Origin of the sequence: Bradyrhizobium macuxiense, from assembly GCF_001542415.1 — a bacterium.
Taxonomy (GTDB): domain Bacteria; phylum Pseudomonadota; class Alphaproteobacteria; order Rhizobiales; family Xanthobacteraceae; genus Bradyrhizobium; species Bradyrhizobium macuxiense.
On the sequence record NZ_LNCU01000060.1, the window covers coordinates 1 to 24329 of the forward strand.

At 64.9% G+C, this 24329-nt stretch carries 22 protein-coding genes and 1 pseudogene; 9 read left to right on the forward strand and 14 right to left on the reverse strand.

Features of this window, described 5'->3' with window-relative positions; translation table 11 throughout:
* The 4 genes and pseudogenes from AS156_RS44560 to AS156_RS18315 form a co-directional block, all read left to right on the forward strand.
* Positions 1-226 (forward strand): transposase (locus tag AS156_RS44560; RefSeq protein WP_245312937.1); only part of this gene is annotated, 226 nt, incomplete at both ends.
* Between the two features lies 1 nt (position 227).
* Positions 228-413 (forward strand): annotated as a pseudogene (locus tag AS156_RS44565) (IS256 family transposase); the annotation flags it as partial.
* A gap of 288 nt (positions 414-701) precedes the next feature.
* Positions 702-1898, forward strand: coding sequence for an acetyl-CoA C-acyltransferase (locus AS156_RS18310; RefSeq protein ID WP_066507078.1), 1197 nt, complete (start codon positions 702-704; stop codon positions 1896-1898).
* 193 nt (positions 1899-2091) lie between these two features.
* The gene (locus AS156_RS18315) at positions 2092-3405 is read left to right on the forward strand and encodes an MFS transporter (protein ID WP_066507147.1); all 1314 of its coding nucleotides are present in this window, start codon (positions 2092-2094) and stop codon (positions 3403-3405) included.
* 13 nt (positions 3406-3418) lie between these two features.
* Here AS156_RS18315 and AS156_RS18320 read toward each other — a convergent pair whose 3' ends face one another.
* A complete protein-coding gene (locus AS156_RS18320) occupies positions 3419-4204 on the reverse strand; it encodes an acetoacetate decarboxylase (RefSeq protein WP_066507080.1) in 786 nt (261 codons plus the stop codon).
* Between the two features lie 216 nt (positions 4205-4420).
* On the opposite strand from AS156_RS18320, the gene AS156_RS18325 reads away from it, so the two are divergent.
* Entirely contained in the window at positions 4421-5587 is a 1167-nt protein-coding gene (locus AS156_RS18325; RefSeq protein ID WP_082747579.1) for a patatin-like phospholipase family protein, read from the forward strand.
* A gap of 141 nt (positions 5588-5728) precedes the next feature.
* On the opposite strand, the gene AS156_RS18330 is transcribed toward AS156_RS18325, so the two are convergent.
* Together AS156_RS18330 and AS156_RS18335 are read right to left on the reverse strand one after the other, a co-directional pair.
* A complete protein-coding gene (locus AS156_RS18330) occupies positions 5729-7288 on the reverse strand; it encodes an acyl-CoA carboxylase subunit beta (protein WP_066507082.1) in 1560 nt (519 codons plus the stop codon).
* Entirely contained in the window at positions 7218-8192 is a 975-nt protein-coding gene (locus AS156_RS18335; protein ID WP_066507092.1) for an IclR family transcriptional regulator, read from the reverse strand. The genes AS156_RS18330 and AS156_RS18335 overlap by 71 nt, the downstream gene beginning before the upstream one ends.
* 130 nt (positions 8193-8322) lie before the next feature.
* Here AS156_RS18335 and AS156_RS18340 point away from each other — a divergent pair, with 130 nt between their 5' ends.
* From AS156_RS18340 to glsA, 4 genes are all read left to right on the forward strand, one after another.
* Positions 8323-8544, forward strand: a complete 222-nt coding sequence (locus AS156_RS18340; RefSeq protein WP_066507094.1) for an acyl-CoA carboxylase biotin carboxyl carrier protein subunit — start codon at positions 8323-8325, stop codon at positions 8542-8544.
* 154 nt (positions 8545-8698) lie between these two features.
* A complete protein-coding gene (locus AS156_RS18345; RefSeq protein ID WP_066507096.1) occupies positions 8699-9862 on the forward strand; it encodes a TAXI family TRAP transporter solute-binding subunit in 1164 nt (387 codons plus the stop codon).
* A gap of 50 nt (positions 9863-9912) precedes the next feature.
* Complete coding sequence (locus AS156_RS18350; protein ID WP_066507099.1) at positions 9913-11976, forward strand: TRAP transporter permease; 2064 nt, start codon at positions 9913-9915, stop codon at positions 11974-11976.
* Positions 11977-11998: 22 nt separating this feature from the next.
* On the forward strand, positions 11999-13858 hold the full coding sequence (gene glsA, locus AS156_RS18355; protein WP_066507101.1) for a glutaminase A: 1860 nt from the start codon (positions 11999-12001) through the stop codon (positions 13856-13858).
* A gap of 203 nt (positions 13859-14061) precedes the next feature.
* Here the strand turns inward: glsA and AS156_RS18360 are convergent, their stop codons facing one another.
* The 11 genes from AS156_RS18360 to AS156_RS44570 form a co-directional block, all read right to left on the reverse strand.
* Positions 14062-14589 (reverse strand): carboxymuconolactone decarboxylase family protein, encoded by a 528-nt coding sequence (locus tag AS156_RS18360; RefSeq protein ID WP_066507103.1) that lies wholly within the window; start codon positions 14587-14589, stop codon positions 14062-14064.
* Between the two features lie 422 nt (positions 14590-15011).
* Entirely contained in the window at positions 15012-15371 is a 360-nt protein-coding gene (locus tag AS156_RS18365; RefSeq protein WP_066507104.1) for a Zn-ribbon domain-containing OB-fold protein, read from the reverse strand.
* Positions 15368-16504, reverse strand: coding sequence for a thiolase family protein (locus AS156_RS18370; protein ID WP_066507105.1), 1137 nt, complete (start codon positions 16502-16504; stop codon positions 15368-15370). The genes AS156_RS18365 and AS156_RS18370 overlap by 4 nt, the downstream gene beginning before the upstream one ends.
* Before the next feature lie 83 nt (positions 16505-16587).
* Positions 16588-17754 (reverse strand): acyl-CoA dehydrogenase family protein, encoded by a 1167-nt coding sequence (locus tag AS156_RS18375; protein ID WP_066507107.1) that lies wholly within the window; start codon positions 17752-17754, stop codon positions 16588-16590.
* An 11-nt stretch (positions 17755-17765) separates the two neighbouring features.
* Positions 17766-18968, reverse strand: coding sequence for a CaiB/BaiF CoA transferase family protein (locus AS156_RS18380; RefSeq protein ID WP_066507109.1), 1203 nt, complete (start codon positions 18966-18968; stop codon positions 17766-17768).
* A gap of 243 nt (positions 18969-19211) precedes the next feature.
* Positions 19212-19412, reverse strand: coding sequence for a hypothetical protein (locus AS156_RS18385; protein WP_066507112.1), 201 nt, complete (start codon positions 19410-19412; stop codon positions 19212-19214).
* A 94-nt stretch (positions 19413-19506) separates the two neighbouring features.
* Positions 19507-21036, reverse strand: a complete 1530-nt coding sequence (locus AS156_RS18390; RefSeq protein ID WP_066507115.1) for a class I adenylate-forming enzyme family protein — start codon at positions 21034-21036, stop codon at positions 19507-19509.
* A 73-nt stretch (positions 21037-21109) separates the two neighbouring features.
* Positions 21110-22279, reverse strand: a complete 1170-nt coding sequence (locus AS156_RS18395) for an acetyl-CoA acetyltransferase (protein WP_066507117.1) — start codon at positions 22277-22279, stop codon at positions 21110-21112.
* Between the two features lie 43 nt (positions 22280-22322).
* Positions 22323-22973: a bifunctional 4-hydroxy-2-oxoglutarate aldolase/2-dehydro-3-deoxy-phosphogluconate aldolase gene (gene eda / locus AS156_RS18400; protein WP_066507119.1), complete on the reverse strand. Its 651-nt coding sequence runs from the start codon at positions 22971-22973 to the stop codon at positions 22323-22325.
* On the reverse strand, positions 22970-23926 hold the full coding sequence (locus AS156_RS18405) for a sugar kinase (RefSeq protein ID WP_066507122.1): 957 nt from the start codon (positions 23924-23926) through the stop codon (positions 22970-22972). Before AS156_RS18405 ends, eda begins: the two co-directional genes overlap by 4 nt.
* A 30-nt stretch (positions 23927-23956) precedes the next feature.
* On the reverse strand, positions 23957-24329 hold a 373-nt coding region (locus AS156_RS44570; RefSeq protein ID WP_488226047.1), incomplete at its 5' end, for a Rossmann-fold NAD(P)-binding domain-containing protein.

Here is a 24329-nt window from a genome sequence, read left to right on the forward strand (position 1 = left end):
TGGCGCACGCACCCGAGCGCCTGCATGAGGAGATCACCGCCGATTACAACGGCATGATCTATGCCACGACCCCCGAGCAGATCGCCACCCGGCGCAGGGCCTTCATCCGCAAATGGCGGCTCAAACATCGCGCCGTGGCCGACAGCCTGGAGGAGGCTGGCGAGCGGCTGTTCACCTTCGCACGTTTGCCGCCGAGCCAGTGGAAGAGCGTGCGCACCACCAATGCNATTGAACGTCTGCACGAGGAGTTCAAACGCCGGATCAAGACACAGAGCGTGCTGCCATCGGCAGACACCGCCGCCATGTTGTTTTGGGCCTTGCTCGCCTCGGGCCAGATCAATCTGCGCAAAGTCGATGGCTGGCGGACGCTCGACACCAAACCCGATGATCAGCCAATTGACCTCGTCGCATGATCAGATAGCTTCATGAACCCGCAGACCCGCCACACCAATTCCAACCACTTCCCGGACGCCACCAAACGACGAGTCCCTTTCACAACACCGGCTGCGGAGTATGGGTCCCTGCTTTCGCTGGGACGACAGCGGTACAAGTGGCGACCCGCTCGTCGCAATCACGAGAACCGGACCTCTCCCGATCCAACTCATGCGAACACGACAATTTGTCATGCCGGTTGCATTTTTCGCGCCGCATCATATGATGCATATAATCCAATAGAATCTCCGACTTGAGGGAGTCCTGCCATGGCCACCAACGCCGATCCCGTCGTCATCCTCTCCGCCGCCCGTACCCCACTCGGCCGTTTCATGGGGGAACTCACGCCGCTTGCCGCGCATAAGCTCGGCTCACATGTGATCGGCGCCGCGCTCGAGCGCGCCAAGCTCGCGCCCGAGCGCATCGACGAAGTCTTCATGGGCAACGTGCTGCCGGCCGGCCAGGGCCAGGCCCCTGCCCGCCAGGCCGCGCGCGGCGCGAAGTTGCCGGATGCCACCGGCGCCACCACCGTCAACAAGGTCTGCGGCTCCGGCATGAAGGCGACGATGCTGGCCCACGACATCATCAAGGCCGGCTCGGCCGAGATCGTGCTCTCCGGCGGCATGGAGAGCATGAGCAATGCGCCTTATCTGCTGCCGAAGGCGCGCGGCGGCTATCGCGCCGGCCACGACCGCATCATCGACCACATGATGATGGACGGGCTGGAGGACGCCTACGAGACCGGCCGCTCGATGGGCGATTTCGGCGAAGCGACCGCGGAAGCCTATCAGTTCACCCGCGCCGATCAGGACGCCTACGCGATGGAAACGCTGACCCGCGCCCGCAAGGCGGTCGAGGGCGGCGCCTTCAAGGCCGAGATCGCGCCGGTCACGCTCACGGAGAAGACCGGCCCGCGCGTCATCGCCGATGACGAGCATCCGCTGAAGGTCGATCCCGCCAAAATCCCCGGCCTGAAGCCGGCGTTCCGCGCCAATGGCACCATCACGCCCGCCGCCTCCTCGGCCAATGCCGACGGCGCCGCGGCGCTGATCCTGGCAAGGCGCTCGCTCGCCGATCGCGACGGACTGCCGGTGCTGGCCGAGATCAAGGGCCATGCCACCCACAGCCAGGAGCCGCAGTGGTTCACCACGGCGCCGATTCCGGCGATCCGCAAGCTGCTCGACAAGGTCGGCTGGAGCGTCGGCGATGTCGACCTGTTCGAGATCAACGAGGCGTTCGCGGTTGTCGCGATGGCGGCGCAGCGCGACCTCGGCATTTCCCGCGACAGGCTCAACATCAACGGCGGCGCCTGCGCGCTCGGCCATCCGATCGGGGCGACCGGTGCGCGGCTGATCGTGACGCTGCTGCATGCGCTGGAAGCGCAGAACCTGAAGCGTGGTGTCGCCGCACTCTGCATCGGCGGCGGCGAAGCCACCGCGATCGCCGTGGAGCGGGTGACGCATTAAGAGCGTTGCGATCCGGATGGGCAGTTCGAAGCCGGCCTCTCCCGCACACGGGAGGGGCCGGCGCCTTTTGCACCTTGTCGGGCTGTCGCATGCTATGTCCTAAATTGAGGGAACTACGCCATTTTAGACATCGCCTTCGTGTGCCATATTGCGCATCACCAACACATTCACATTGCAACTCGTCGTGTCCTCCATGATCTCGAACTGGCTTGCTTCCGCCCTCGCCCGCCGCAACATCCATTATGGTTGGGTGATGGTCGGCGTCACCTTCTTCGCTGCGCTGATCTCGGCCGGCACCGTCGGCGCACCCGGCGTCTTCATCGTGCCGCTGCAGAAGGAGTTCGGCTGGAGCACCGCCGAGATCTCCTCCGCACTGTCGATCCGCTTCATCCTGTTCGGGCTGATGGCGCCGTTCGCCGCTGCGCTGATGAACCGCTACGGCTTGCGCAACGTCACGCTGGCGGCGCAGCTCATCGTGGTGTCAGGCCTGGTGGCGTCGCTCGCCATGACGCAGGTCTGGCAGTTGATCCTGCTTTGGGGCGTCGTGATCGGGATCGGCACCGGCATGACTGCGCTGGTGCTCGGCGCCACGATCGCCGCGCGCTGGTTCGCGGCGCGCCGCGGCCTCGTGGTCGGTGTCCTCACCGCGAGCGTGGCGACCGGGCAACTGGCCTTCCTGCCACTGATCGCGACCCTCACCGACCGCTACGGCTGGCGCATCGCGCTGGCGTTCGTCTGCGTTGCCCTCGGCGTCGCGGCCTTCGCCGTGCTGATGCTGATGCGCGACCGGCCGGGCGATGTCGGCCTGCGCCCGTTCGGCGATGAGGGTACCGCGCCGCTGCCGGCACCGCCGCCGGCCAATGCGCCGATCCTGGCGGCCGCGCTCGGCACGCTCCGCGAGTCCTCGAAATCGTCGGTGTTCTGGATCCTGTTTGCGACCTTCTTCGTCTGCGGCGCCTCGACCAACGGCCTTGTGCAGGTCCACTTGATTCCGATGTGCCTCGATTTCGGCATCCCGCAGGTGCAGGCTGCAAGCCTGCTTGCGGCGATGGGCATCTTCGATTTCTTCGGCACCATCATCTCGGGCTGGCTGTCCGACCGCTACGACAATCGCCGGCTGCTGTTCTGGTACTACGGCCTGCGCGGGCTGTCGCTGGTGTACCTGCCGTTCTCCGACTTCACGTTCTACGGGCTGTCGCTGTTTGCGATGTTCTACGGGCTCGACTGGATCGCGACCGTGCCGCCGACGGTGCGCCTGACCGCGCAGCGCTTCGGCGCCGAGCGCGCCAATCTCGTGTTCGGCTGGATCTTCGCCGGCCACCAGATCGGCGCCGGCGCGGCCGCATTCGGTGCGGGCCTGTCGCGGACGATCTATGCCAGCTATCTGCCGGCCTTCTTCATTGCCGGCGCACTGTGCGTGATCGCTTCGCTGGCGGTGCTGGCGATCCCGTGGCGGCAGCCTCAATCCGCGGCGCAACCGGCAGCGAAGCCGGCTGCTGCGGCCTGATCCCGCCGTCGTGCTATTCGGCGGCGAGTTCGGTCGGCGTCGCCGCGTCCGCGGCGACCTTGTTGTAGTCGTGCACGACGCGGCCGAACGGCAGGGTGAGATCGGCGATGTAATGATGCGCGCCGATCACGCGCTTGACCGGGAAATCCGCCACCGGCGCGTTGACATGCGGCACCAGATGCAGCCGGCCGGGCCCGATCCACGAGCCCTTGACGACGATGTCGGTGAGGTTGATCGCGACGAGCTGGCAGATCTCGAGATGGCCATCGACGCCGGGGATCATCTTCAGATTGACTTGCGTCTTCGACAGCGTGGCGCGGGTGACGTCGCCATTGCCGGCCATGCTCTCGTGCTTGTAGCCCATGGTGCCCATGGCGACGAGCTGCCCGGCATATTCCAGCGTGCCGGTCAGCGTGTCCTTGACGATCTCGAGCTTGGGATGGGCGTACTTCTTCGGAAAGCCCCAGATCTCGCGGCCGGCGGCGATCGGCGGATCGTCGTCGAGATACATCTGGCAGACGAAATTGACGTCTTCGCCGTTGAGCCGCGCGGGGATCACGAGGCCGGATTCGGTATAGCTGCCGAAGCCGGAGCTGTCCGGCATCTTGATCCATTCATAGTGCACGATCGGGTCGGCAATCGGCTCCAGCGGCTCGGGCAGACCGGCGCGGATCAGGTCCGGATCGGTCTCGTAGGTGATGACGAGGAATTCGCGATCGATGAAACGATACGGGCCGGCGGGATAGCTCGGACCGGCAGCCGGCATGGACGGAAGCTTCAGCAGATCTTCGCTGCGCATCGCAAAATCCCCCTGTTTGAAAAATCGGCCGGGAGGCTAGCGGCCACAATTGACACCGGTGTGAGGGATTTCCGTCAGCCGCGTGACCCGCGTTTCGCGGAGAGGCCAATGCTAACCATGCAAGCAAGCGCGCCGGATGCGCGCAACGCGCGGCGGCAATTGTCATCACGGCGTCACGGGCCGCCTGAATTCTCGCCGCGCACGGAGTGACCAGTCATGGATGCGCGATCCCCTCACCTCGACGAGACCGACATTGCGGCGCGCGGCTGGCGGCCCGACCGTTGCGATCGGGTCGCTTTGGTGCTGCAGGGTGGCGGCGCGCTCGGCGCCTATCAGGCCGGCGTCTACCAGGCACTGCACGAGTCCAATATCGAGCCCGACTGGGTGTGCGGCGTCTCGATCGGCGCGATCAATTCGGCGATCATCGCCGGCAATTCGCCAGAGAAGCGGCTGGAACGGCTCCACACGTTCTGGGATCGCATCACCAGCCGCAAGATCTGGCATTACACGCCCGACGGCGACATCTTCCGCAAGGCACGCAACTTCACCAGCTCATGGATGACGACGACGCTGGGACAGCCCGGCTTCTTCACGCCGCATCAGACCAATCCGTGGTTCAGCCCGACCGGCGCACGCACCGCGACCAGCTACTACGACACTGCGCCCTTGCGGGAATCGCTGCTGGAGCTGGTCGATTTCGACCGCATCAATTCCAAGAAGATCCGCTTCGCCGTCGGCGCAGTGAACGTGCTCTCGGGCAATTTCATCTATTTCGACAATGCCCATGACGAGATCGTTCCCGAGCACATCATGGCGAGCGGCGCGCTGCCGCCGGCGTTGCCGATGGTGAAAGTGGGCACCGATCATTTCTGGGACGGCGGCATCGTCTCCAACACGCCGCTGCAGCATCTGCTCGACCAGGAGGATAACGCGAACTCGCTGGTGTTCCAGGTCGACCTGTTCTCGGCGCGCGGCGCGCTGCCCCGCGACATCCAGGACGTGATGGCCCGCCACAAGGACATCATGTATTCGTCGCGCACCCGCTACAACACCGACGTCTACCGCAAGACCTACAATCTCCGCACCGCCCTGCACAACGCGCTGTCGAAGATCCCCGACGATCAGTTGTCGGAGGAGGAACGTCAGCTCAAGAAGGCGAACAGCAGGCTTCCCGGGATCACCCTCCTGCAGCTGATCTATCAGCAGAAGGCCTATGAGGGCGACGCCAAGGACCACGAATTCTCCGGCACCTCGATGCGCGAGCATTGGGCGAGCGGACACGAGGATACCAAGCGCTCGCTGAAGCGGCGCGACTGGATCAAGATGCCCGAGAACGGCATGGGCATCGTGATCCACGACGTGCATCGCGAGAGCGAGCCGTAGACGACGTTGCTGAGCGTCGTTGCGAGGAGCCCGCGACAAAATTGCAACGCAATTTTGCGCTGAAGCGACGAAGCAATCCATGCTTCGGCAAGCGATGACATGGATTGCTTCGCTCCGCTCGCAATGACGATGGGGCGACAGCTACGGCCGCGTCGTCATGTTGCGGGGCGGTCCCGGAGTACGGATCGGCTCGGCCAGACGCGCGAACTCGCAGAGCAGCGAGCGCGTCTTGCGCGGATCGATCACCTCCTCCACCCAGAACTTCTCGGCGGAGCGGAACGGCGAGCGCAGCTTGTTGAGACGATCCTCGATCTCGCGCAGCTTGGCGGCGGGATCGGCGGCCGCCTCGATCTCGGCGCGATAGGCCGCCTCGATGCCGCCCTCGAGCGGCAGCGAGCCCCAATAGGCCGACGGCCAAGCGTAGCGCATCGAGAAGCGATTGGCCGGCTGGTGCACGACGCCCGCGACGCCGAAAGCGTTGCGGATGATGATGGTGCACCAGGGCACCGTGCTCTGGTTGACCGCCGCCATCGCCCGCACGCCGTGACGGATGGTGGCCGACTTCTCGGCCTCGAGCCCGATCATGAAGCCGGGGCAGTCCATCAGATAGACCACCGGCAGATGGAAGGTCTCGGCGAAGTCGACCCAGCGCACCACCTTCTGGCAGGCATCCGCCGTCCACGAGCCGCCGTAATGGAACGGATCGCTTGCCAGCACCAGCACCGCCCGGCCCTCGATCCGCGCCAGCCCCGTGATGACCGGCCGGCCGAAATTGGCCGCGACCTCGAAGAACGAGCCCTTGTCGACGACGGCCTCGATGATCGGCCGCATCTTGTAGACCTGCTTGCGATTGCGCGGCACTGCCTTCAGCAGCGATTCCTCGGCCCTTTCAGGATCGTCGGTGCAGGGAATGGTCGGCGGTAGATCGTAGACCGACGAGGGCAGATAGGACAGGAAACGCCTGGCGTATTCGAACGCCTCCTCTTCCGTCTCGACGGCCTGGTCGATCCCGCCGGCGCGGGTCTGGATATCGGCGCCGCCGAGTTCCTGCTTGGACAGATCCTGGCCCAAGCGCTTCACCACGGGCGGACCGGCGACGAACATCGCCGAATTCTTGGTCATGACGGAGTAATGCGTCGCCGCCAGCCGCGCGGCGCCGAGGCCCGCGACGGAGCCGAGCCCGAGCCCGACCACAGGCACCTGCGCCAGATTGGCAAGCGTGAACCAGTACGAACGGGTGCCTCCAACGCCGCCGGGCAGATTGGCGGCGCCCCTGGTCTCGATGGTCTTCACCGAACCACCGCCGCCCGAGCCCTCGATCACGCGGATGATCGGCAGCCGGAAGTCGTGCGCCATCTCCTCCGCCATCAAGGGCTTCGTGGAAATCGACGCGTCGGCCGAACCGCCGCGCACGGTGAAATCGTCGCCGACCACGACCACGGTGCGGCCGTCGATCTTGGCGCGGCCGAACACGCAGTTCGCGGGCGTCAGATGCTTGAGTTCGTTCTGCTCGTCATATTCGGCGATGCCGGAGATGGCACCGACTTCGTGGAAGCTCTCCTGGTCGACGAGTTTGTCGATACGTTCGCGGACGGTCAGCCGGCCCTGGTCACGTTGTCGCTTGACCTTGTCAACGCCTCCCATCTCCCGCGCGAATGCTTCCCGCCGGGCGAGGTCGTCGAGTTCCGGCTTCCAGTTCATTCATCACCTCCGTCTTGATCATCTTGTTGTTGTTATGGGCGGTCACCGGAAGCGATTTGCGATCGAGCCGGTTAGAGAAAATGTCACCGTCGGCGCCTTCGAGCAGGCTACCCACCGCGGCGCCGAGTTCGACCATCTGCGGCGCGACTTCCGCATGCAGGCGCTTCTCGTCATACATCGCCGAGAGCAGGCCGATCGTGGTCACGACATAGGTCTGGTATTGCGGCGACCACATTGGCACGCCGACGCCGTTGATATGCGGGCTCCAAAGACCACAAGCCACGACGTAGCCGTGCTCGCGCAGATGACGGCGGTTGGCCTCGATACGCGGCGTCAGCAGCTTTGCGCCGTCGGGTATCTCACGCTCCATCTCCGCGATCAGCGCATCGCCGATCTCGGGATCGAGCGCCGCGGTATAGGCGTGGCCGGCGGCCGTCGTCGCCATCGAAATGCGGCTGCCGGTCGCCTCATGCAGTCCCAGCGCATTCGCGGCGCGAGCGTATTCGAGATAGACCAGATGAAAGCGGTCCGGAATGACGAAGCCCACGGTGCCGGGCAACTGATCGGCGACATCCTGCAAACGCAGCCGGATCAGATTGCGGAGCTGCAGCCCCTTCATCATCGTCGTGCTCATCGCGACCGCACTCGGGCCGATGCGATACTTCTGATCGCGCGGCAGATAGACGAGCTGTCCCATCCGCGTCAGCGTGTGCGTCAAGCGCGACACCGTCGAGCGCGGCAGGCCGCAGCGATTTGAGATCTCGAGATTGCCGAGCCGAGACTCGTGGCCCTCGAAGCATCGCAACACGTCAAAGGCGCGCGACACCACCTGAATGACATCGCCATCGCCGGTCTCACCGGCGAGCATTCCCTGCCTGCTAAGGCGTTCCGAGCGCCGTCCCATAATCCTTGGCTCCGTTCCGTCCTGCGGAATAAAATTCCACTTGCGGATGAAGCTACCTCAGGCAATGTGCGGCCACAACAAAAAGTCGTTCGCCGGATGAAATTTCCGCAAGACGGTATCGGAGAATGGAATGCCAGATATTAAGGTCGTGACCGAAGTCGCCGGGCGCGTTTGCGCGCTTCCCGTTGAAGCCGGCAGCAGCGTCGGCGACGGCGACGAGATCGCGTTCGTCGAAGCCATGAAGATGGAAATACCGGTCACATCGACGGCAGCAGGGAAAATCAAGTCGATTCTGGTAAAAGTCGACGATGTGCTCGCCGAAGGCCAGGCCGTCGCGATCGTCGAGACCTGAGCGCAGCAGCGCAATCCTCACCCGCGACAATCTGTCTGGTGATGCAATGGCATAAAGCGCCGGCTTGGGACTGAGCCGGCGTTGCCATCGCAGGTTCGCGATGCAATCATTTCTCTCAAGAAAAGTTTCGTATAGCGAAACATTGGGAGGAATTATGATTCATCGGCTGATGGCGCTCGCGCCTGCCGCTCTTGCCGGCCTTTCACTAGCTACTGCGCTGCCCGCCTCGGCCGAGGACATCAAGCTGCCGCCCACCATGGCGGTGACCGCCTATGACACCGGCACCGCCGGCTTCAACATCGCGGTCGGCGTCGGCAAGATGCTGAAGGACAAATACGGCACCGACGTTCGGGTGCTGCCGGCCGGCAACGACGTCGCACGCTTGGCCCCGCTGCGCGCCAAGCGCGCCATCTCATCGGCGATGGGATCGGGCACCTATTTCGCACAGGAAGGCGTGTTCGAATTCGGCGCCAGGGAATGGGGCCCGCAGCGGCTGCAACTGTTGCTCTCGTCGGTCGACTGCAATTGCGGCGCGCTCGGCGTGGCCGCCGATGCCGGCGTCAAGGAGATGAAGGACCTCAGGGGTAAGCGCGTCGGCTTCGTCGTCGGGTCGCCGGCGCTGAACCAGAACTCGCTCGCGATGCTCGCCTTCGGCGGCCTCACGGAGAAGGACGTCAAGATCGTCGAGTTCGCAAGCTATGGCGCGATGTGGAAAGGCCTCGTCAACAACGATGCCGATGCCGCGTTCGGCACCACGATCACCGGCCCCGCCAAGGAGGCCGAGACCTCGCCGCGTGGCCTGATCTGGCCGCCGCTGCCCGCCGGCGACAAGGAAGGTTGGGCGCGCGTGCGGAAGGTCGGCTCGTTCTTCTTCCCGCAGGTTGCGACCTGCGGCGCCGGCATCTCACCGGACAAGCCGATCGAGCTCGGCAACTATCCCTACCCGATCTTCGTCGCCTACGGCACGCAGTCGGTCGAGCAGGTCTATGCCATCACCAAGGCGATGATCGTGAACTACGACGCCTACAAGGATTCCGCACCGGGCGCCGCGGGACTCGGCCCTGACAGGCAGACCAAGAACTGGGTGGTGCCGGTGCATCCCGGCGCGGTGAAGGCGCTCAAGGAAGCCGGCCACTGGACCGACGAGCAGGACGCCCACAACGACGCGCTTTACAAGCGCCAGGACGTGCTGGCCGCAGCCTGGACAGAGTACGGCAAGTCCAACCCGCCGTCCGACGACAAGGCCTTCCTCGATGGCTGGATGAAGGCGCGCACGTCAGCGCTCGCCAAGGCCAACATGCCGAACGGCTTCGAGTAACGGCGCAACGCCGCCACCACACAAGACAATCAGGATTTTGGGGGACTGCGATGTCCGACAACGCCGCGGCTGCGTCCGCGAAAAAGATCGAATTTGACGATCCTCACGCCGGCCTCGGCAACCTCCAGGAGGCCGAGGTCACGCGCGTGCGCACGCTGCACGGCGGCTGGCGCTGGGCGCTGGTGGTGGCGACTGCAGCCACCATCCTGCTCTGCATCAACCAGCAGTTCTCGCTGCGTTTCTTCATCGACTACACCCAGCTCAACACCGAATATTTCTACCTCTTGATCGCGCTGATGCTGCCCTTCACCTTCCTGATCTTCCCGGGAACGGAGAACGCGCCGCTGAACCGGATTCCATGGTACGACGTCGCGCTGTCGGTCGCGACATTCGCCGCCTCGATCTGGCTGATGCTGAACGTGCGCAAGGCCGCGCAATTTGGCTGGGAGTCCGACGGCGCGCCGCAGAATGTCATCATCGCGGGCCTCGCGATGTGGGTTGCGTTGATGGAGGCGCTGCGTCGCACCGGCGGCTGGAGCCTGCTGCTCTGCGTGCTCCCCTTCACGGTCTATCCTCTGTTCGCCGAGGCGAGTTGGCTCGGACCTTTCAGGGGCTCGCAGCTCACGCTCGACCAGACCACCGCCTATCACGTGCTGTCCGGCGAGAGCCTGCTCGGCATTCCGATCCAGGCCTTTGCCGACACCGTGATCGGCTTCCTGGTGTTCGGCACCGCGCTGATGATGACCGGAGCCGGAAAGTTCTTCATCAACCTAGCCTTCGCACTGTGCGGCACCTTCCGCGGCGGTGCGGCCAAGGTCTGCATCTTCGCCTCGGGCCTGCTCGGCATGATGTCGGGCTCGATCGTCTCCAACGTGCTGACCGCCGGCACCATGACGATTCCCGTGATGAAGAAGAGCGGCTTCCGCGCCTCCTATGCCGGCGCGATCGAGGCCTGCGCTTCGACCGGCGCGGTATTGGCGCCGCCGGTGATGGGCGCGACCGCGTTCGTGATCGCGCAGTTCCTCAATGTCAGCTACGCCGAGGTCGCGGTCGCCGCCATCATTCCCGCCGTGCTCTACTATGTCGGCCTGTTCATGCAGGTCGATTCCTACGCCGCGCGCCACGGGCTGAAGGGCATCCCGCGCGCCGAGCTGCCGCGGGTGATGGATACGATCAAGGACGGCTGGTACTACGTCTTCGTGATCGCGCTGCTGATCGTGATGCTGCTTTACTTCAAGCGCGAGAGCCACGCACCGTTCTACGCGACCGCGCTGCTGCTGGTGCTGAACCAGATCTTCTCCAGGGATACGCGCTGGACGCCTGCGACGATTGCGAAGTTCCTCGAGGTCAACGGCCGCACCTTCGTCGAACTGGTCGGCATCCTTGCCGGCTGCGGCCTGCTGATCGGCGCATTCTCGATGACGGGCGTGGTGTCGAGCCTTGCCAACGACCTGCTGACGCTTGCCGGCGACAACGCGTTCCTGCTGCTCGTGATGTGCGCCTTCACCAGCCTGATCCTCGGCCTCGGGCTGACTACGACGGCCTGCTACATCTTCCTCGCCATCCTGGTCGCGCCGGCGCTGGAGAAGCTTGGGCTGAACCGGATGGCGGTGCACATGTTCATCTTCTACTGGGGCATGCTGTCATCGATCACGCCGCCGGTGGCGATCGCCTCTTTCGCCGCGGCGGGCATCGCCGGCTCGCCTGCGATGAAGACGGGTTGGGAATCGATGTGGGTCGGCAGCATCATCTACTTCATCCCGTTCTTCTTCGTGCTCAATCCGGCGTTGGTGCTGCAGGGGCCGAGCCCCTATCTCGCCGGCCTCGGGCTGATGGCGCTGGCCGCCTTCGGCACGCTGTTCATCTGCGGCGGCATCCAGGGCTACCTGGCCTATGTCGGCGACCTCCGCGGCGCCGGCTCCCTGGAGTGGCCGCTGCGGGTGCTGCTGGTGATCGGCGGCTTCGTGGTGGCGACGCCGGGCGGCGGCATCAACCCGCTGTCGCAGATCCAGGTGACGTTGCTCGGCCTTGCGATCCTCATTCCGACGATCCTGATCGCGCTGACGCTCATTCGTCGCCAGGCCCTGGTTCCGAACCAGTTGCGCGCGCCTTGATTGCGTTGCACAACAGGAGGCGATGAAACGATCGCCTCCCCCCGTCACCGCCAGCACCGTCAACTGGTCCGGCTCGAAGCCGCCGCTGCTACGGTTTCTGCACACTTGTTGCGCAGAATTCCTGCCCGAAACCGGCGGCGCCGTCGCCGACTACATTCCCGAGCTCCGCAAGGCTGACCCTGCCCATTTTGGCATCAGCCTCGCGACCCTCGACGGCCACGTCTACGAGGTCGGCGACACCCGCATCCCCTTCACCATCCAGTCGATGTCGAAGCCGTTCGTGTTCGCGCTCGCGCTGGACACGCTGGGTGCCGACAAGGTGGAGAGCGTGATCGGCGTCGAGCCGTCCGGCGATCCCTTCAACTCGATCCGGCTCAACGCGCAGAACCACCCCTTCAACCCGATGGTCAATGCCGGGGCGATCGCCTGCTCCGGACTGATCCAGGCCGCCAAGGGCGACGGCGCGTTCGAGTATATCCGGCAGGCGCTCAGCCGCTTCGCCGGCCGCGAGCTCGACGTCGACGAAGCCGTCTATGCCTCCGAAAGTGCAACCGGCGACCGCAACCGGGCGATCGGTTACTTGCTGCGCACCAATAGCGTGATCACGGACAATGTGCCGGCGGTGCTAGACGTCTATTTCCGGCAATGCGCGATCCTCGTCACTGCGCGCGACACCGCGGTGATGGCGGCAACGCTTGCCAACCACGGCGTCAATCCCCTGACTGGCGAGCAGGTGGTGACGCCCTACGCGATCTCCCGCACGCTCTCGGTGATGACATCATCGGGCATGTACGACTATGCCGGCGAATGGATCTACCGCGTCGGCATCCCCGCCAAGAGCGGCGTCGGCGGCGGCATCCTGGCCGCGCTGCCGGCGCGCCTCGGGCTCGGCAGTTACTCGCCGAAGCTCGACAAGCACGGCAACAGCGTGCGCGGCATCAAGGTGTGCGAGGCGCTGTCGGCACACTACGACCTGCATATGCTCAACCGCAGCGACGACGCGCGCCACAGCATCATTGCCGACTACAATATCGGCAAGAACCCGTCGCGGCGCGTGCGGCGGCCGCAGGAGCAGGCGATCCTGGCCAAGCACTTCCAGGACGTGCGCGTGATCGAGCTGGTCGGCACGCTGTCGCTCTCCAATGTCGACTACGTCTCGCGCCGCCTCGCCGGCGGGCCGCGCCCGCAGTTCGTGATCTTCGACCTTCGCCGTGTCACCGCGACGACGCGGGCCGGCGCACGCCTGGTCGCGGAAGCCTTCAAGGAGCTGGCCGAGCTCGGCGTCACCGTGGTCCTCTCCGGCATCAAGCGGACCTCGCGCGAATGGAACACGATCAGCGAGTGGACCAACCGGCTCGGCAATATCAGGGATTTCTATTTGCTCGACACCGCGATCGAATGGGCAGAGGACCAGATCGTCTACCGCTACGGCGGCTCGATCGACTTCCTCGAGGCCACCGAACTGTCCGAGCAGCCACTGCTCACGGGCTTGAGCGAGGAGGAGCTCACCGACCTCTCTGCGCTCTGTGCAATCAGGACCCATCAGCCGAACGAAAAGATCATCGCTGCCGGCGACGAGGCGACTTCGCTGTTCTTCCTGCGCAGCGGCGTGGTCCATGTCACCCTGCCCGACGGCATCAGGCTCGCGACGCTGACGGCCGGCATGGCGTTCGGCGAGATGGCCCTGCTGGAGCCGCGACGCTCCGCCGATGTTGTCGCCGACGCGTCGGCGACCGCTTACGAGGTGGCGATCAAGGATTTCGAGCGCTTCCGCGGCGAGCACCCGCGCGCCGGCGAACGGATCATGCGCAACCTCGCGCAAATCCTGGCCGAGCGGCTGATCGTCGCGAATGCGAAGGTGGATCTGCTGACGTCGGGCTGAGTCCTCTCCCTCTCCCCGCTCTTGCCGGGTCGAGACGAGCGAAGCTCGCTCTTAGAGGGTTGGGGTGAGGGGCTGCATCCGCAAAATTGCTCGTAGTCGAACTCGCGGAGACTCCCCTCACCCGGATCGCATTCCGCTTCGCTGCATGCGCTCCGGCCTCTCCCCGCAGGCGGGGCGAGGCAAGAAAGCCGTGCCCCGTGCGGCTAACTCACCACTTCTGTCACCGGCTGCATGTCGATCTCGAAGGTCTCCAGGAACTTCGAGGTCATGATGTAGAAGCCGACCGAGAGCTGCAGCTCGATGAGCGCTCCGGGCGTCAGCTTCGATGCGATCGCCTTGAAGGTCGCATCCGTCGGCTTCTTCAGCTTGACGATCTCGTCGGTGAAGGCGAGCGCTGCGCGCTGCACCTCGTTGAAGCAGGATGCGGTCTGCCAGTTCTCCAGCGCTGTGTTCTGCTCGTCGGTGACGCCGACACCCTTGCCGATCCGCTTGTGCGCGACGATCTCGTAAGGCGCCTCACACAGGATGCCGGTGCGCGTGATCGCGAGTTCGCGCACGACGGGATCGAGCTCGCCCTTGTGACGGATCGCGCCGCCGAGCCGGCAATACTGCTCAAAATAGCTCGGTGAATGCGCCATCATGCGGAAGATGTTGGCGTTGCGGTTCTTGTCGAGGATCTCGCGGGTGCGCGGGCTTGCCGTTGCGGGATCTGAGTAGTCGATACGGGCCATTTCCTAACCTTGATCGTGTTGCCGTTTCTGTCGGTTCCAAAACACTATCTGCCGGCCGTCGCCGGAGCAACACGTCCGAGCCAAATTGCCGCCGCAATGCTGTTCAACGCTGATGCGGTCGATATTCGCTGAGTGGGGACTCGTCAAAAGCGAATACTCGTCGCGGGGTGTTCCGAGTACTGAAAATCTGGCCGTCTTGCGCCCTATCCGCGCAACGATGAGTCATGCCCGGGTCTAGGGAGAACGCATGAAGGAAGCCACCAAGAGGGCGGCCTCGGAAGCGCTTGCGCAAGTGCTGGCGGTGACGGCGATGCTCGTCATCGCCAGCGTCATTTTCTACTGGCGATAGTATCCGTGACTGGGAGGGGCGAAGGCGAACAAAGCAGGCTAGTATCGCGTCCTGGTTGGCTTGCTCTCGCCCCTCACTTTACCTTCTCGAAATAGGGAACCAGCCGCCCTGCGAATTGTGTAAAGCGCGCTGCGACCTTGTCGCCGATGGCTAGCGCATTATCGCCGTGGGCCATCATGCGGAATCCCTCGTCGGTATCGACGAGCACGATGTTGTAGGGAACATGCGCCTTCGTCTCCGGCGTGGCGGCCCGGCAGACCAGCGAGGTCGCATACACCGTCCCTGCCCCGCTGGCGCGATGCTCGGTCAGATCGGGCGAGCCACAAGCGGCGCAGAAGCTGCGGCGGAAATATTGCCGTGCGCCGCACGCGCCGCAGGTTTGATAGGCGATGGCTTCCGCGCCCTTGGTCCAGTCGACGACCTGCCCGCTCATCGTACGCGCTCCAGGAACATGCTGACATGCGACGACAGCACCCCGCCGTCGCCGTGGAGCAGCGCCACCGAGGCATCGCGGACCTGACGGTTGCCGGCGCGGCCGGTCATCTGCAGATGGGTCTCGACCAGATGCGCCATCGCGCCGCCGACGCCGCAATGGCCATAGCTGAGCAGGCCGCCATGGGTGTTGAGCGGCATCTCACCGTTCTGGTCGAAGTAACCCGCGCGCACCCGCGCCGCCGCCTCGCCGCGCTTGGCGAGCCCCAGATCCTCCAGCAGCATCGCAAGTGTGATGGTGAAGCTGTCATAGACTGCGGCATAACGAACGTCGGAAATCGCGAGGCCCGACGCCTGCTTCGCCTTCGCAATCGAGATCTCCGCGCCGAGCTCGCTCAGTGCGGGCGCGGCGGTGACATGTTGATGTGTGTGCGCCTGCGCGCAGCCGCGCACGCGCACTCGCGTGTCGCCGGTGCCGTCGTGGCTGATCACGAACGCCGCGCCGCCGTCGGAGACCGGACAGCAATCCAAAAGCTTGAGCGGCATCGCGACCGGCTTCGACGCCATCACATCGGCAACCGTGATCGGATCATGGAACTGCGCTCCGGGATGCGTCAGCGCGTGCTTGCGCATCAGCACCGCGAATTCTGCAAGGTCCTCCTGCGTGACGCCGTATTCATGCATGTAGCGCGTCGCGACGAGGCCGTAATAGGCCGGGATGGTCGGCCCCAGTGTCACCTCGTAATCGGGATGGCCGACCTGGGCCAGCGCCTGGATCGAGGCGTCGCGGCTCTGTCCGGTCAGCCGGTTCTCGCCGCCGACAACAAGTACGTGTTTCGCCACGCCGGCATCGACCAGATGATGCGCCAGCATGGTCATCGCGAGCCCGGTGGCGCCGCCGACCTGCACGGCGTGTGCATAGGATGGGCGAATGCCGAAATGCTCGGCGAACACGGTCGCCAGCATGATGTGCGGCGAGACCGTGGAGTAGCCGCACAGGATGCCGTCGATGTCGGCGCGCTTCAGCCCGGCATCTGCGATTGCGAGCTCGGCCGCCTTGCTCATCAAGTCGAGCGAGGACGAGCCTTCGTGCTTGCCGTAGGATGTAAGGCCGACGCCGGTGACAAAGCTCATGATGCTACATCCTCCTCTTCGTCATTCCGGGCTCGTCGCTTCGCGCCGCCCCGGAATGACAAGCGGAGAAGTCGAGTGCCATCTCAATACGACTTCGGAAGGCCGAGCACCTTCTCACCGATGAAGCTGAGGATGAGTTGCGGGCTGATCGGCGCGATGCGCGGGATCAGGGATTCGCGCAGATAACGCTCGACGTGATATTCCTTGGCATAACCGAAGCCGCCATGGGTCATCACCGCCTGCTCGCAGGCATGGAAGCCGGCTTCGGCCGCAAGGTATTTTGCGGAGTTCGCGGCCGGGCCGCACGGCAGGTTCTGGTCGTATTGCCAGCCGGCGCGCAGCACCATCAGCCAGGCGGCCTCGAGCTCCATCCAGCACTTCGCCAGCGGATGCTGGATCGCCTGGTTCATGCCGATCGGACGGTTGAACACGATGCGGCCCTTGGCGTATTCCGACGCCCGCTTCAGCGCGATCTGGCCGAGGCCGACGGCTTCGGCTGCGATCAGGATGCGCTCCGGATTCATGCCGTGCAGGATGTATTCGAAGCCGCGGCCTTCCTCGCCGATACGATCCTCAACCGGAATCTCGAAATTCTCGAAGAACAGCTCGTTGGAGTCGACGGGCTTGCGGCCCATCTTCTCGATCTCGTGCACGGTGACACGCTTGCGGTCGAAGTCGGTGTAGAACAGGCTGAGACCGTGGGTCGGGCTGCGCACCTCCTCCAGCGAAGTGGTGCGGGCGAGCAGCAGAATCTTATTGGCGACCTGCGCGGTCGAGATCCACACCTTCTGGCCGTTGACGATGTACTTGTCGCCCTGGCGCACCGCGCGGGTCTTGAGCTGAGTGGTGTTGAGGCCGGTATTCGGCTCGGTGACCGCGAAGCAGGACTTGTCGCGGCCGTCGATGATCGGCGGCAGCATGCGCTGGCACTGCTCCTTGATGCCGAACACGACCACCGGATTGAGCCCGAACACGTTCATGTGCACCGCCGATGCGCCGGACATGCCGGCACCCGACTCCGAAATCGTGCGCATCATGATCGCGGCGTCGGTGATGCCGAGGCCGGAGCCGCCATATTCCTCGGGGATGCAGATGCCGAGCCAGCCGGCATCGGCCAGCGCGCGGTGGAAGTCGGCCGGAAAGCCGCCCTCCTTGTCCTTCTTCAACCAATAGGCATCGTCGAAGCGCGAGCAGATCTTCCCGATGGCGTCGCGGATCGATTCCTGGTTGGCCGAGAGTGCGAAATCCATGGGTGCTGTCCTTAAGTGTTGTGCGCAAGCTTGGTGACGCCATCCCGCGCCATCGCGGCAATCTCCTCAGTGGAGTAGCCGGCGTCCCGCAAAATCTCCTCGCCATGCTGGCCGAGCCGCGGCGCCAGCCGCTGCGGCTCCGCCTCGGTCTCCGACCAGCGAGCCGACAGCTTCATGCTGCGGATACGGCCTTCGGTCGGATGCTCCACCACGGGGAACATGCCGGTTGCGACCATATGCGGATCCTGCAGCAGGCTCTCGAGATCATGCATCGGCATGACCGGCACGTCGGCCTTTTCGAGGATCTCGTTCCATTCCGCCGTGGTCTTCGTCTCGAGGATGCGCGCGAGCTCGGCGTAAACCGTATCGATATTGACGGCGCGGCCGGCGAAGGTCGCGAACTTCGGATTGCTGCGCAGATCGTCGCGCCCGGTCGCCTTGAAGAAATTCTCCCACTGCTTGTCGTTGTAGACGATCACGCAGATATAGCCGTCGGACGTCTTGTACGGCCGCCGGTCCGGCGACAGGTGCCGCGCGTATCCACCCTTGTCGAGCGGCGGATCGTAGGTCAGCCCGCCCATGTGATCGCCCATGACGAACCCCGCCATGGTCTCGAACATCGGAATGTCGACGCGTTGGCCCTGCCCGGTGCGGTCGCGGTGCACGAGGCTCGCGCAGATCGCGCCGACCGCGGTGAGACCGACGATGCGATCGACCAACGCGTTCGGCACGTAGCGCGGCACGCCGTCGGATGTTTGCGCCATCAGCGCCGGCAGTGCGGTGGCGCCCTGGATCAAATCGTCATAGGCAGGCTTCGCGGCATAAGGTCCTTCCTGGCCGAAGCCGAACACGCCGGCATAGACCAGCCGCGGATTGATCTTCGCGACCACATCGTAGCCGAGCTGCAATCGCGCCATCGCCTGCGGGCGCACGTTATAGACCAGCACGTCGGCCTTCGCGATCAGTCGCAGCACGGCTTCGCGCCCGGCCGGCTTCTTCAAGTCGAGACAGATCGAGCGCTTGCTTCTGTTGGTATTGAGGAACACCGGCCCCATGCCGGGATGCCGCGTCGGACCGATCTGCCGCGTGACGTCGCCATCGGGCGATTCCACCTTGATGACGTCGGCACCGTAGTCGCCAAGCATCTGCGTGGCATAGGGGCCCATCAGCACGGTCGTCATATCAACGACCTTGATGCCCTGCAGTGGTCCCATCGTTCCGTTCGCTCCCGGCTGTTCTGGACTGAAACCTAAAGCGCGATGAGATTGAGTTGAATCGTCATCGCGCTTTAGCTCTCTGTTTGAGCATGATCTTTTCGGAAAACTGCTTCACACTTTTCCGGATCATGCTCTAGTAACGGGAGGTTTTTGCCAAGATCAAGCTGCGCCAGACGTATGGGCGTATGCGCGCCGGCGCCGGGCGCTACGGTAGGGTCGATCCGGGAGGCGATCAGCGGACTATTTGCCGGTCATCGCGTCGCGCGCTTTCAAGAGCTTCTCCAGTTCCGCATTCTGGTGCTCGAGGCGCTCGGAGATGCGCTCCTCGACTTCAGCACCGGCGGCTCCGGCGGCCTGCTCGATCAGCTGCCTGATATTGTCCCGGAGGATCGCGATGCGGTCGTTCAGTTCCGAAAGCGACAGAGAGGTTTCAATTCCCATGGCTCATTCTCCGGGTGACGGGCGACCCAGAGGTTAGCGCGACCGGGCGCGGCAGCCTATAGCTGTCGCGCATATGCTGGCGGCGGCAGGTCGGCTACTTCGCCAGCATTTCCCGCAGCGCGGTCTTCAGCACCTTGCCGTAATTGTTCTTCGGCAGGGCATCGAGATAGACATAGCGCTTCGGTCGCTTGAACCGCGCGATCGAGGCGAGGCAATGCGCGTCGAGCTTGCCGTCGTCAGCCGCAGCGCCGTCCTGCAGCACGACGCAGGCGACGACGATCTCGCCCCATTCCGGATCTGGCACACCAATCGCCGAGACCTCGCGGACGTCGGGATGGGTCAGCAGGGCTTCCTCGACCTCGCGCGGATAGATGTTGGTGCCGCCGGAGATGATCACGTCCTTGGAGCGGTCGGACAGCGTGAGGAAGCCGTCGGCGTCGAGACGGCCGACGTCGCCGGTGCGCAGCCAGCCGTCCTTCAAGGTTTCCGCATTGGCCTTCGGATTGTTCCAGTAGCCGAGCATCACGGTCAGGCCCTTGACCTCGATCTCGCCGGTCTCGCCGGCAGGCAGCGGATTGGAATCCTTGTCCGTGATGCGCACGGTGACGACGCTCTGCGCCGTGCCGACCGAGGCCAGCCGTTCGAGATAGCGCGGATGATCGCCGCGCCGGTGCCAGTCGCGTGACAGCGCGGTGATGGTCATCGGCGATTCACCCTGGCCGTAGATCTGCACGAAGCGCTGGCCCATGGTCGCGATCGCGTCCCTGATGTCGGCCGTATACATCGGTCCGCCGCCATAGATGATGGTGCGTAGCCCCTCGCCGTTCTCGCCGCGCCGCTTCGCGGCGTCGACCAGGCGGCGCACCATGGTGGGCGCCGCGAACATCACGACGTTGTCGAGCTGGCGGCCGAGATTGAGCACCTCATCCGGATCGAAGCCACCGGATTCTGGAACGACGTGCCGGCCACCGATCCGCACATGCGGGAAATTGTAGAGGCCGGCGCCGTGCGAGATCGGCGCGGCGTAGAGCGAGGCGTCGCTCGGTGTCGCCGGATCGACGTCGGCGAGATAGCACAGCGACATCGCGACCAGGTTGCCGTGGCTCAGCATCACGCCCTTGGGCCGGCCGGTGGTGCCTGAGGTGTAGAACAGCCAGGCGAGATCGCTCGTCTCGCGCGGCAGCGGCGCCGACGATCCCTCGCCGCTTCGCATCTTGCGATAGTCGTCGCTGTCGACCGACAGCATGGTCATGCCGGCGGGACAATCGTCTTTGGCCTCGGTGAGCGCGGCGATCGTGTCGTCGGACACGAAGGCGAGCTTCGCGCCGCCATTGCCGCAGATCCATGCCGCCTCGCGGCCGTGCAGCTTGGCATTGATCGGGATCGCGGCGGCGCCGATCCACCAGATGCCGTAAAGGCATTCGAGATATTGGGTGCAGTTCGTCGCAAACAGCGCGACGCGGTCGCCGGCAGCAATTCCGTGATCACGCGCCAGCGCCGCTCCGATCGAGGCGGCGCGGCACGCAAACGTTGCGTAGTCAGCGTCGAGGTCAAACCCGGTCAGCAGCGCCGGCGCCTCGGGACGTGCCCGCGCCGTCGCCGCCAGCCATTCGGCAATGTTCATCGCCGAAGGTCTCCTTGTCTGAGCATGATCTATTCGGAAAACCGCTTCACACTTTTCCGGATCATGCTCGCGGCTACTTCGCCGGCTCGAGGATCGAGACGTAGTTGGCGACTGCAGCGCCGCCCATGTTGAAGATGCCGCCGAGCTGGGCGTTCTTGAGCTGCATCCCCTCGGGCGCCTGCCCGGTGAGCTGCATCGCGGTCATGACGTGCATGGAGACGCCGGTCGCGCCGATCGGATGGCCCTTGGCCTTGAGGCCGCCGGACGGATTGACCGGCAGCTTGCCGTCCTTCAGCGTCCAGCCTTCCTTGATCGCGCGTGCGCCCTGCCCCTTCGGCGTCAGGCCCATCGCTTCATATTCGATCAGCTCGGCGACCGTGAAGCAGTCATGGGTCTCGACAAAGGAGAGATCGGAGAGCTGCAAGCCGGCCTTCTGCAGCGCGCGCTGCCAGGCGACGGTGCAGCCTTCGAACTGCAAGATGTCGCGCTTGGACATCGGCAGGAAGTCCTGCGCGTGCGCGGTGGCGCGGATGTTCACCGCCTTGCCCAACTTCTTGGCGGTATCGGCGTCGGTCAGCACCAGCGCCGCGGCGCCGTCGGACACCAGCGAGCAGTCGGTCCGCTTCAGGGGACCGGCGACATAGGGGTTCTTCTCGCTCTCGGCGCGGCAGAACTCGAAGCCGAAATCCTTGCGCATCTGGGCGTAGGGATTGGCGACGCCGTTCTTATGGTTCTTGGCGGCGATCATCGCCAGGGCGTCCGACTGGTCGCCATACTTCTGGAAGTAGGATTGCGCGATCTTGCCGAACACGCCGGCGAAGCCGCCGACCGTGTCGCCGTCTTCCGGCAGATACGACGCCTTCAGGAGGTTCTTGCCGATCTCCGGGCCCGGCGTCCGCGTCATCTGCTCGACGCCGACCACCAGCACGATCTTCGCCGCCCCGGCTTCGATGGCCCGGATGCCCTGATGCACAGCGGCCGAACCCGTAGCGCAGGCATTCTCCACGCGCGTCGTCGGCTTGAAGCGCAGCGCAGGATTGGCCTGCAGCACCAGCGAGGCCGTGAAGTCCTGCGGCGAGAAGCCGGCGTTGAAATGGCCGAGCATGATCTCGTCGACGTCGGATGCGGCTACGCCGGCATCGGCCAACGCCTCGTTGGCGACCTTGACGACGAGGCCCTCAACGGTCTCCGCGTCGAACTTGCCGAATGGCGTGTGCGCCCAACCCACGATGCTGGCTGTCATGGCCGATCTCCCTGTTCCTGTTCGAGATTTATGTAACCTATCTTCAGGCCGCTTTCAGCGATTTCATCGCCCGTGCGCACATGGCGGTTATGCCGGCCCAGTTGCCCGCGCGGATGTCGGAGGCCGGGCACAGCCAGGATCCGCCGACAGCCAGCACATTCGGCTCCGCGAGCCAGGTTGCCGCATTGGCCTCGCCGATCCCGCCGGTCGGGCAAACCCTGACATTCGGGAACGGGCCCGCCAGCGCCCGCAGTGCCTTGATACCGCCGGCTTGCTCGGCCGGGAAGAATTTGACCACATCGAAGCCGTGCGCCAGCGCCTGCATCAGCTCGGACGCGGTGGCGATCCCCGGCGCGAACGGCAGCCGGCTGGCGGCCACCGCCTTCAGTAGCTCGGGCGTCGCGCCCGGGCTGATGCCGAATTTGGCGCCGAGCGCCTCGGCGCGCGCGAGATCATCGGCGTTGAGGATGGTGCCGATGCCGACGATGGCGTCCGGCACCTCGGCAATGATCGCCTTGGCAGCCTCGGCCGCGACGGGGGTGCGCAGCGTCACCTCGAGCGTCCGCACGCCGCCGGCGACCAGCGCCCTGGCAAGCGGCACCGCATCCTCGAGCCGCTCGATGGTCAGCACCGGGATCACGGTGGCTTGCCGGATCAGCTCGGCGATCTGGTCCTGTTTTGATGTCGCTGTCATGAGGAGGCCTTGCGGGATGTTGAGGGCCGTGGCGCCTTCTTGGGCGGCATGGCGTAGCGTGGAATGATCGCACCGGGATAGCACACCACGACACCGGCGAGACGATGGCCCGCGCGAGCCGCGTCCGCGGGCGCGGCGCCGCCAAGGCGCGCGGCGAGATAAGCGGCCGCGAAGCTGTCGCCGGCCGCGGTGGTGTCGACCACCGGCTTGGTCAGAGGCTCCGCCCTCACCTCGCCTGACCCGCCCGTCGAACGCAGGATGCAGGCCGGCTCGGCGAGCTTCAGCACGACCTCGGGGCTCGAGATGCCCGCCAGCAGCGCCGTGGTGCTCTCGCCGGGATAAAGCGGCGCCAGATCCTCGGTCGAGGCAAGCACGATATCCGCGCCCTCGAAGGCGCTGCTGAAGACCTTGCGCGCGACATTCAGGTCCGGCCAGCCGCGGGCGCGGAAATTGGTGTCGAACGCAAACCGCGTGCCCAGCAGCCGTGCCCGCTTCAGCGCCGTCAGCAGGCGCTCCCTTCCGACATCCTGCAGGATGGAGAGCGTGATCGCCGAAAGATAGACGATATCGTAGCTCGCGAGCGAGTTCAGGATGTCTTCGGTCTCGGGCAGGTCCATCAGGTTGCGCGCCGCGGCGCTGTCGCGCCAGTGGAAGAAGCGTCGCTCGCCCTTGTCGTCGGTCTGGATCAGATAGAGCCCCGGCAACTTGCCGGGCAGCCGTGCGACACGCTTGGTGCCGATGCCCTCGGCCGCCCAGCCCGCGATCATCTCATCGCTCAGCGCATCGTCGCCGAGCGCCGTGATGTAATCGACGTCGATGCCGAGTCGGGACAGGTAAACGGCGGTATTGAGCGTGTCGCCACCATAGCCGCGCGAATACAGGCCTCCGCCCTGACCACCCTGGGCCTGGCGCAGCTCGATCATGCATTCGCCGATGCAGGCAACCCGGGTCATCTCGAAAGCCGTGCTCGCCTGGACAACGCTTTAGGCGGCAAACTTGCCGCCAAGTTCGTCTTCGATATGGATGCGGATGATGTCGTCGAACGTCTTCTCGGCCGTGGTGAAGCCGAGCTTGAGTGCGCGATCGGTGACGAAATCGCGCGGCCAGCCCGAGACGATGCCGATGATGGTCGGATCGGGCACCCGCTTGATGCGCGCGGCGACGTTCTTGCCGGCGACGCGCTCCAGCGCCGCGATCTGCTCGCCGACGGTGGCGGAAAGACCCGGCATGCTGAGATTGCGCCGCGGCCCCATCGCGTTGAGGTCCATGGTGCCGGCATGCACCAGGAATCCGACCGCCGATTTCGGCGAGGCGTGCCAATGCCGCACGTCATCGGACACCGGCAGGATCGCCTCC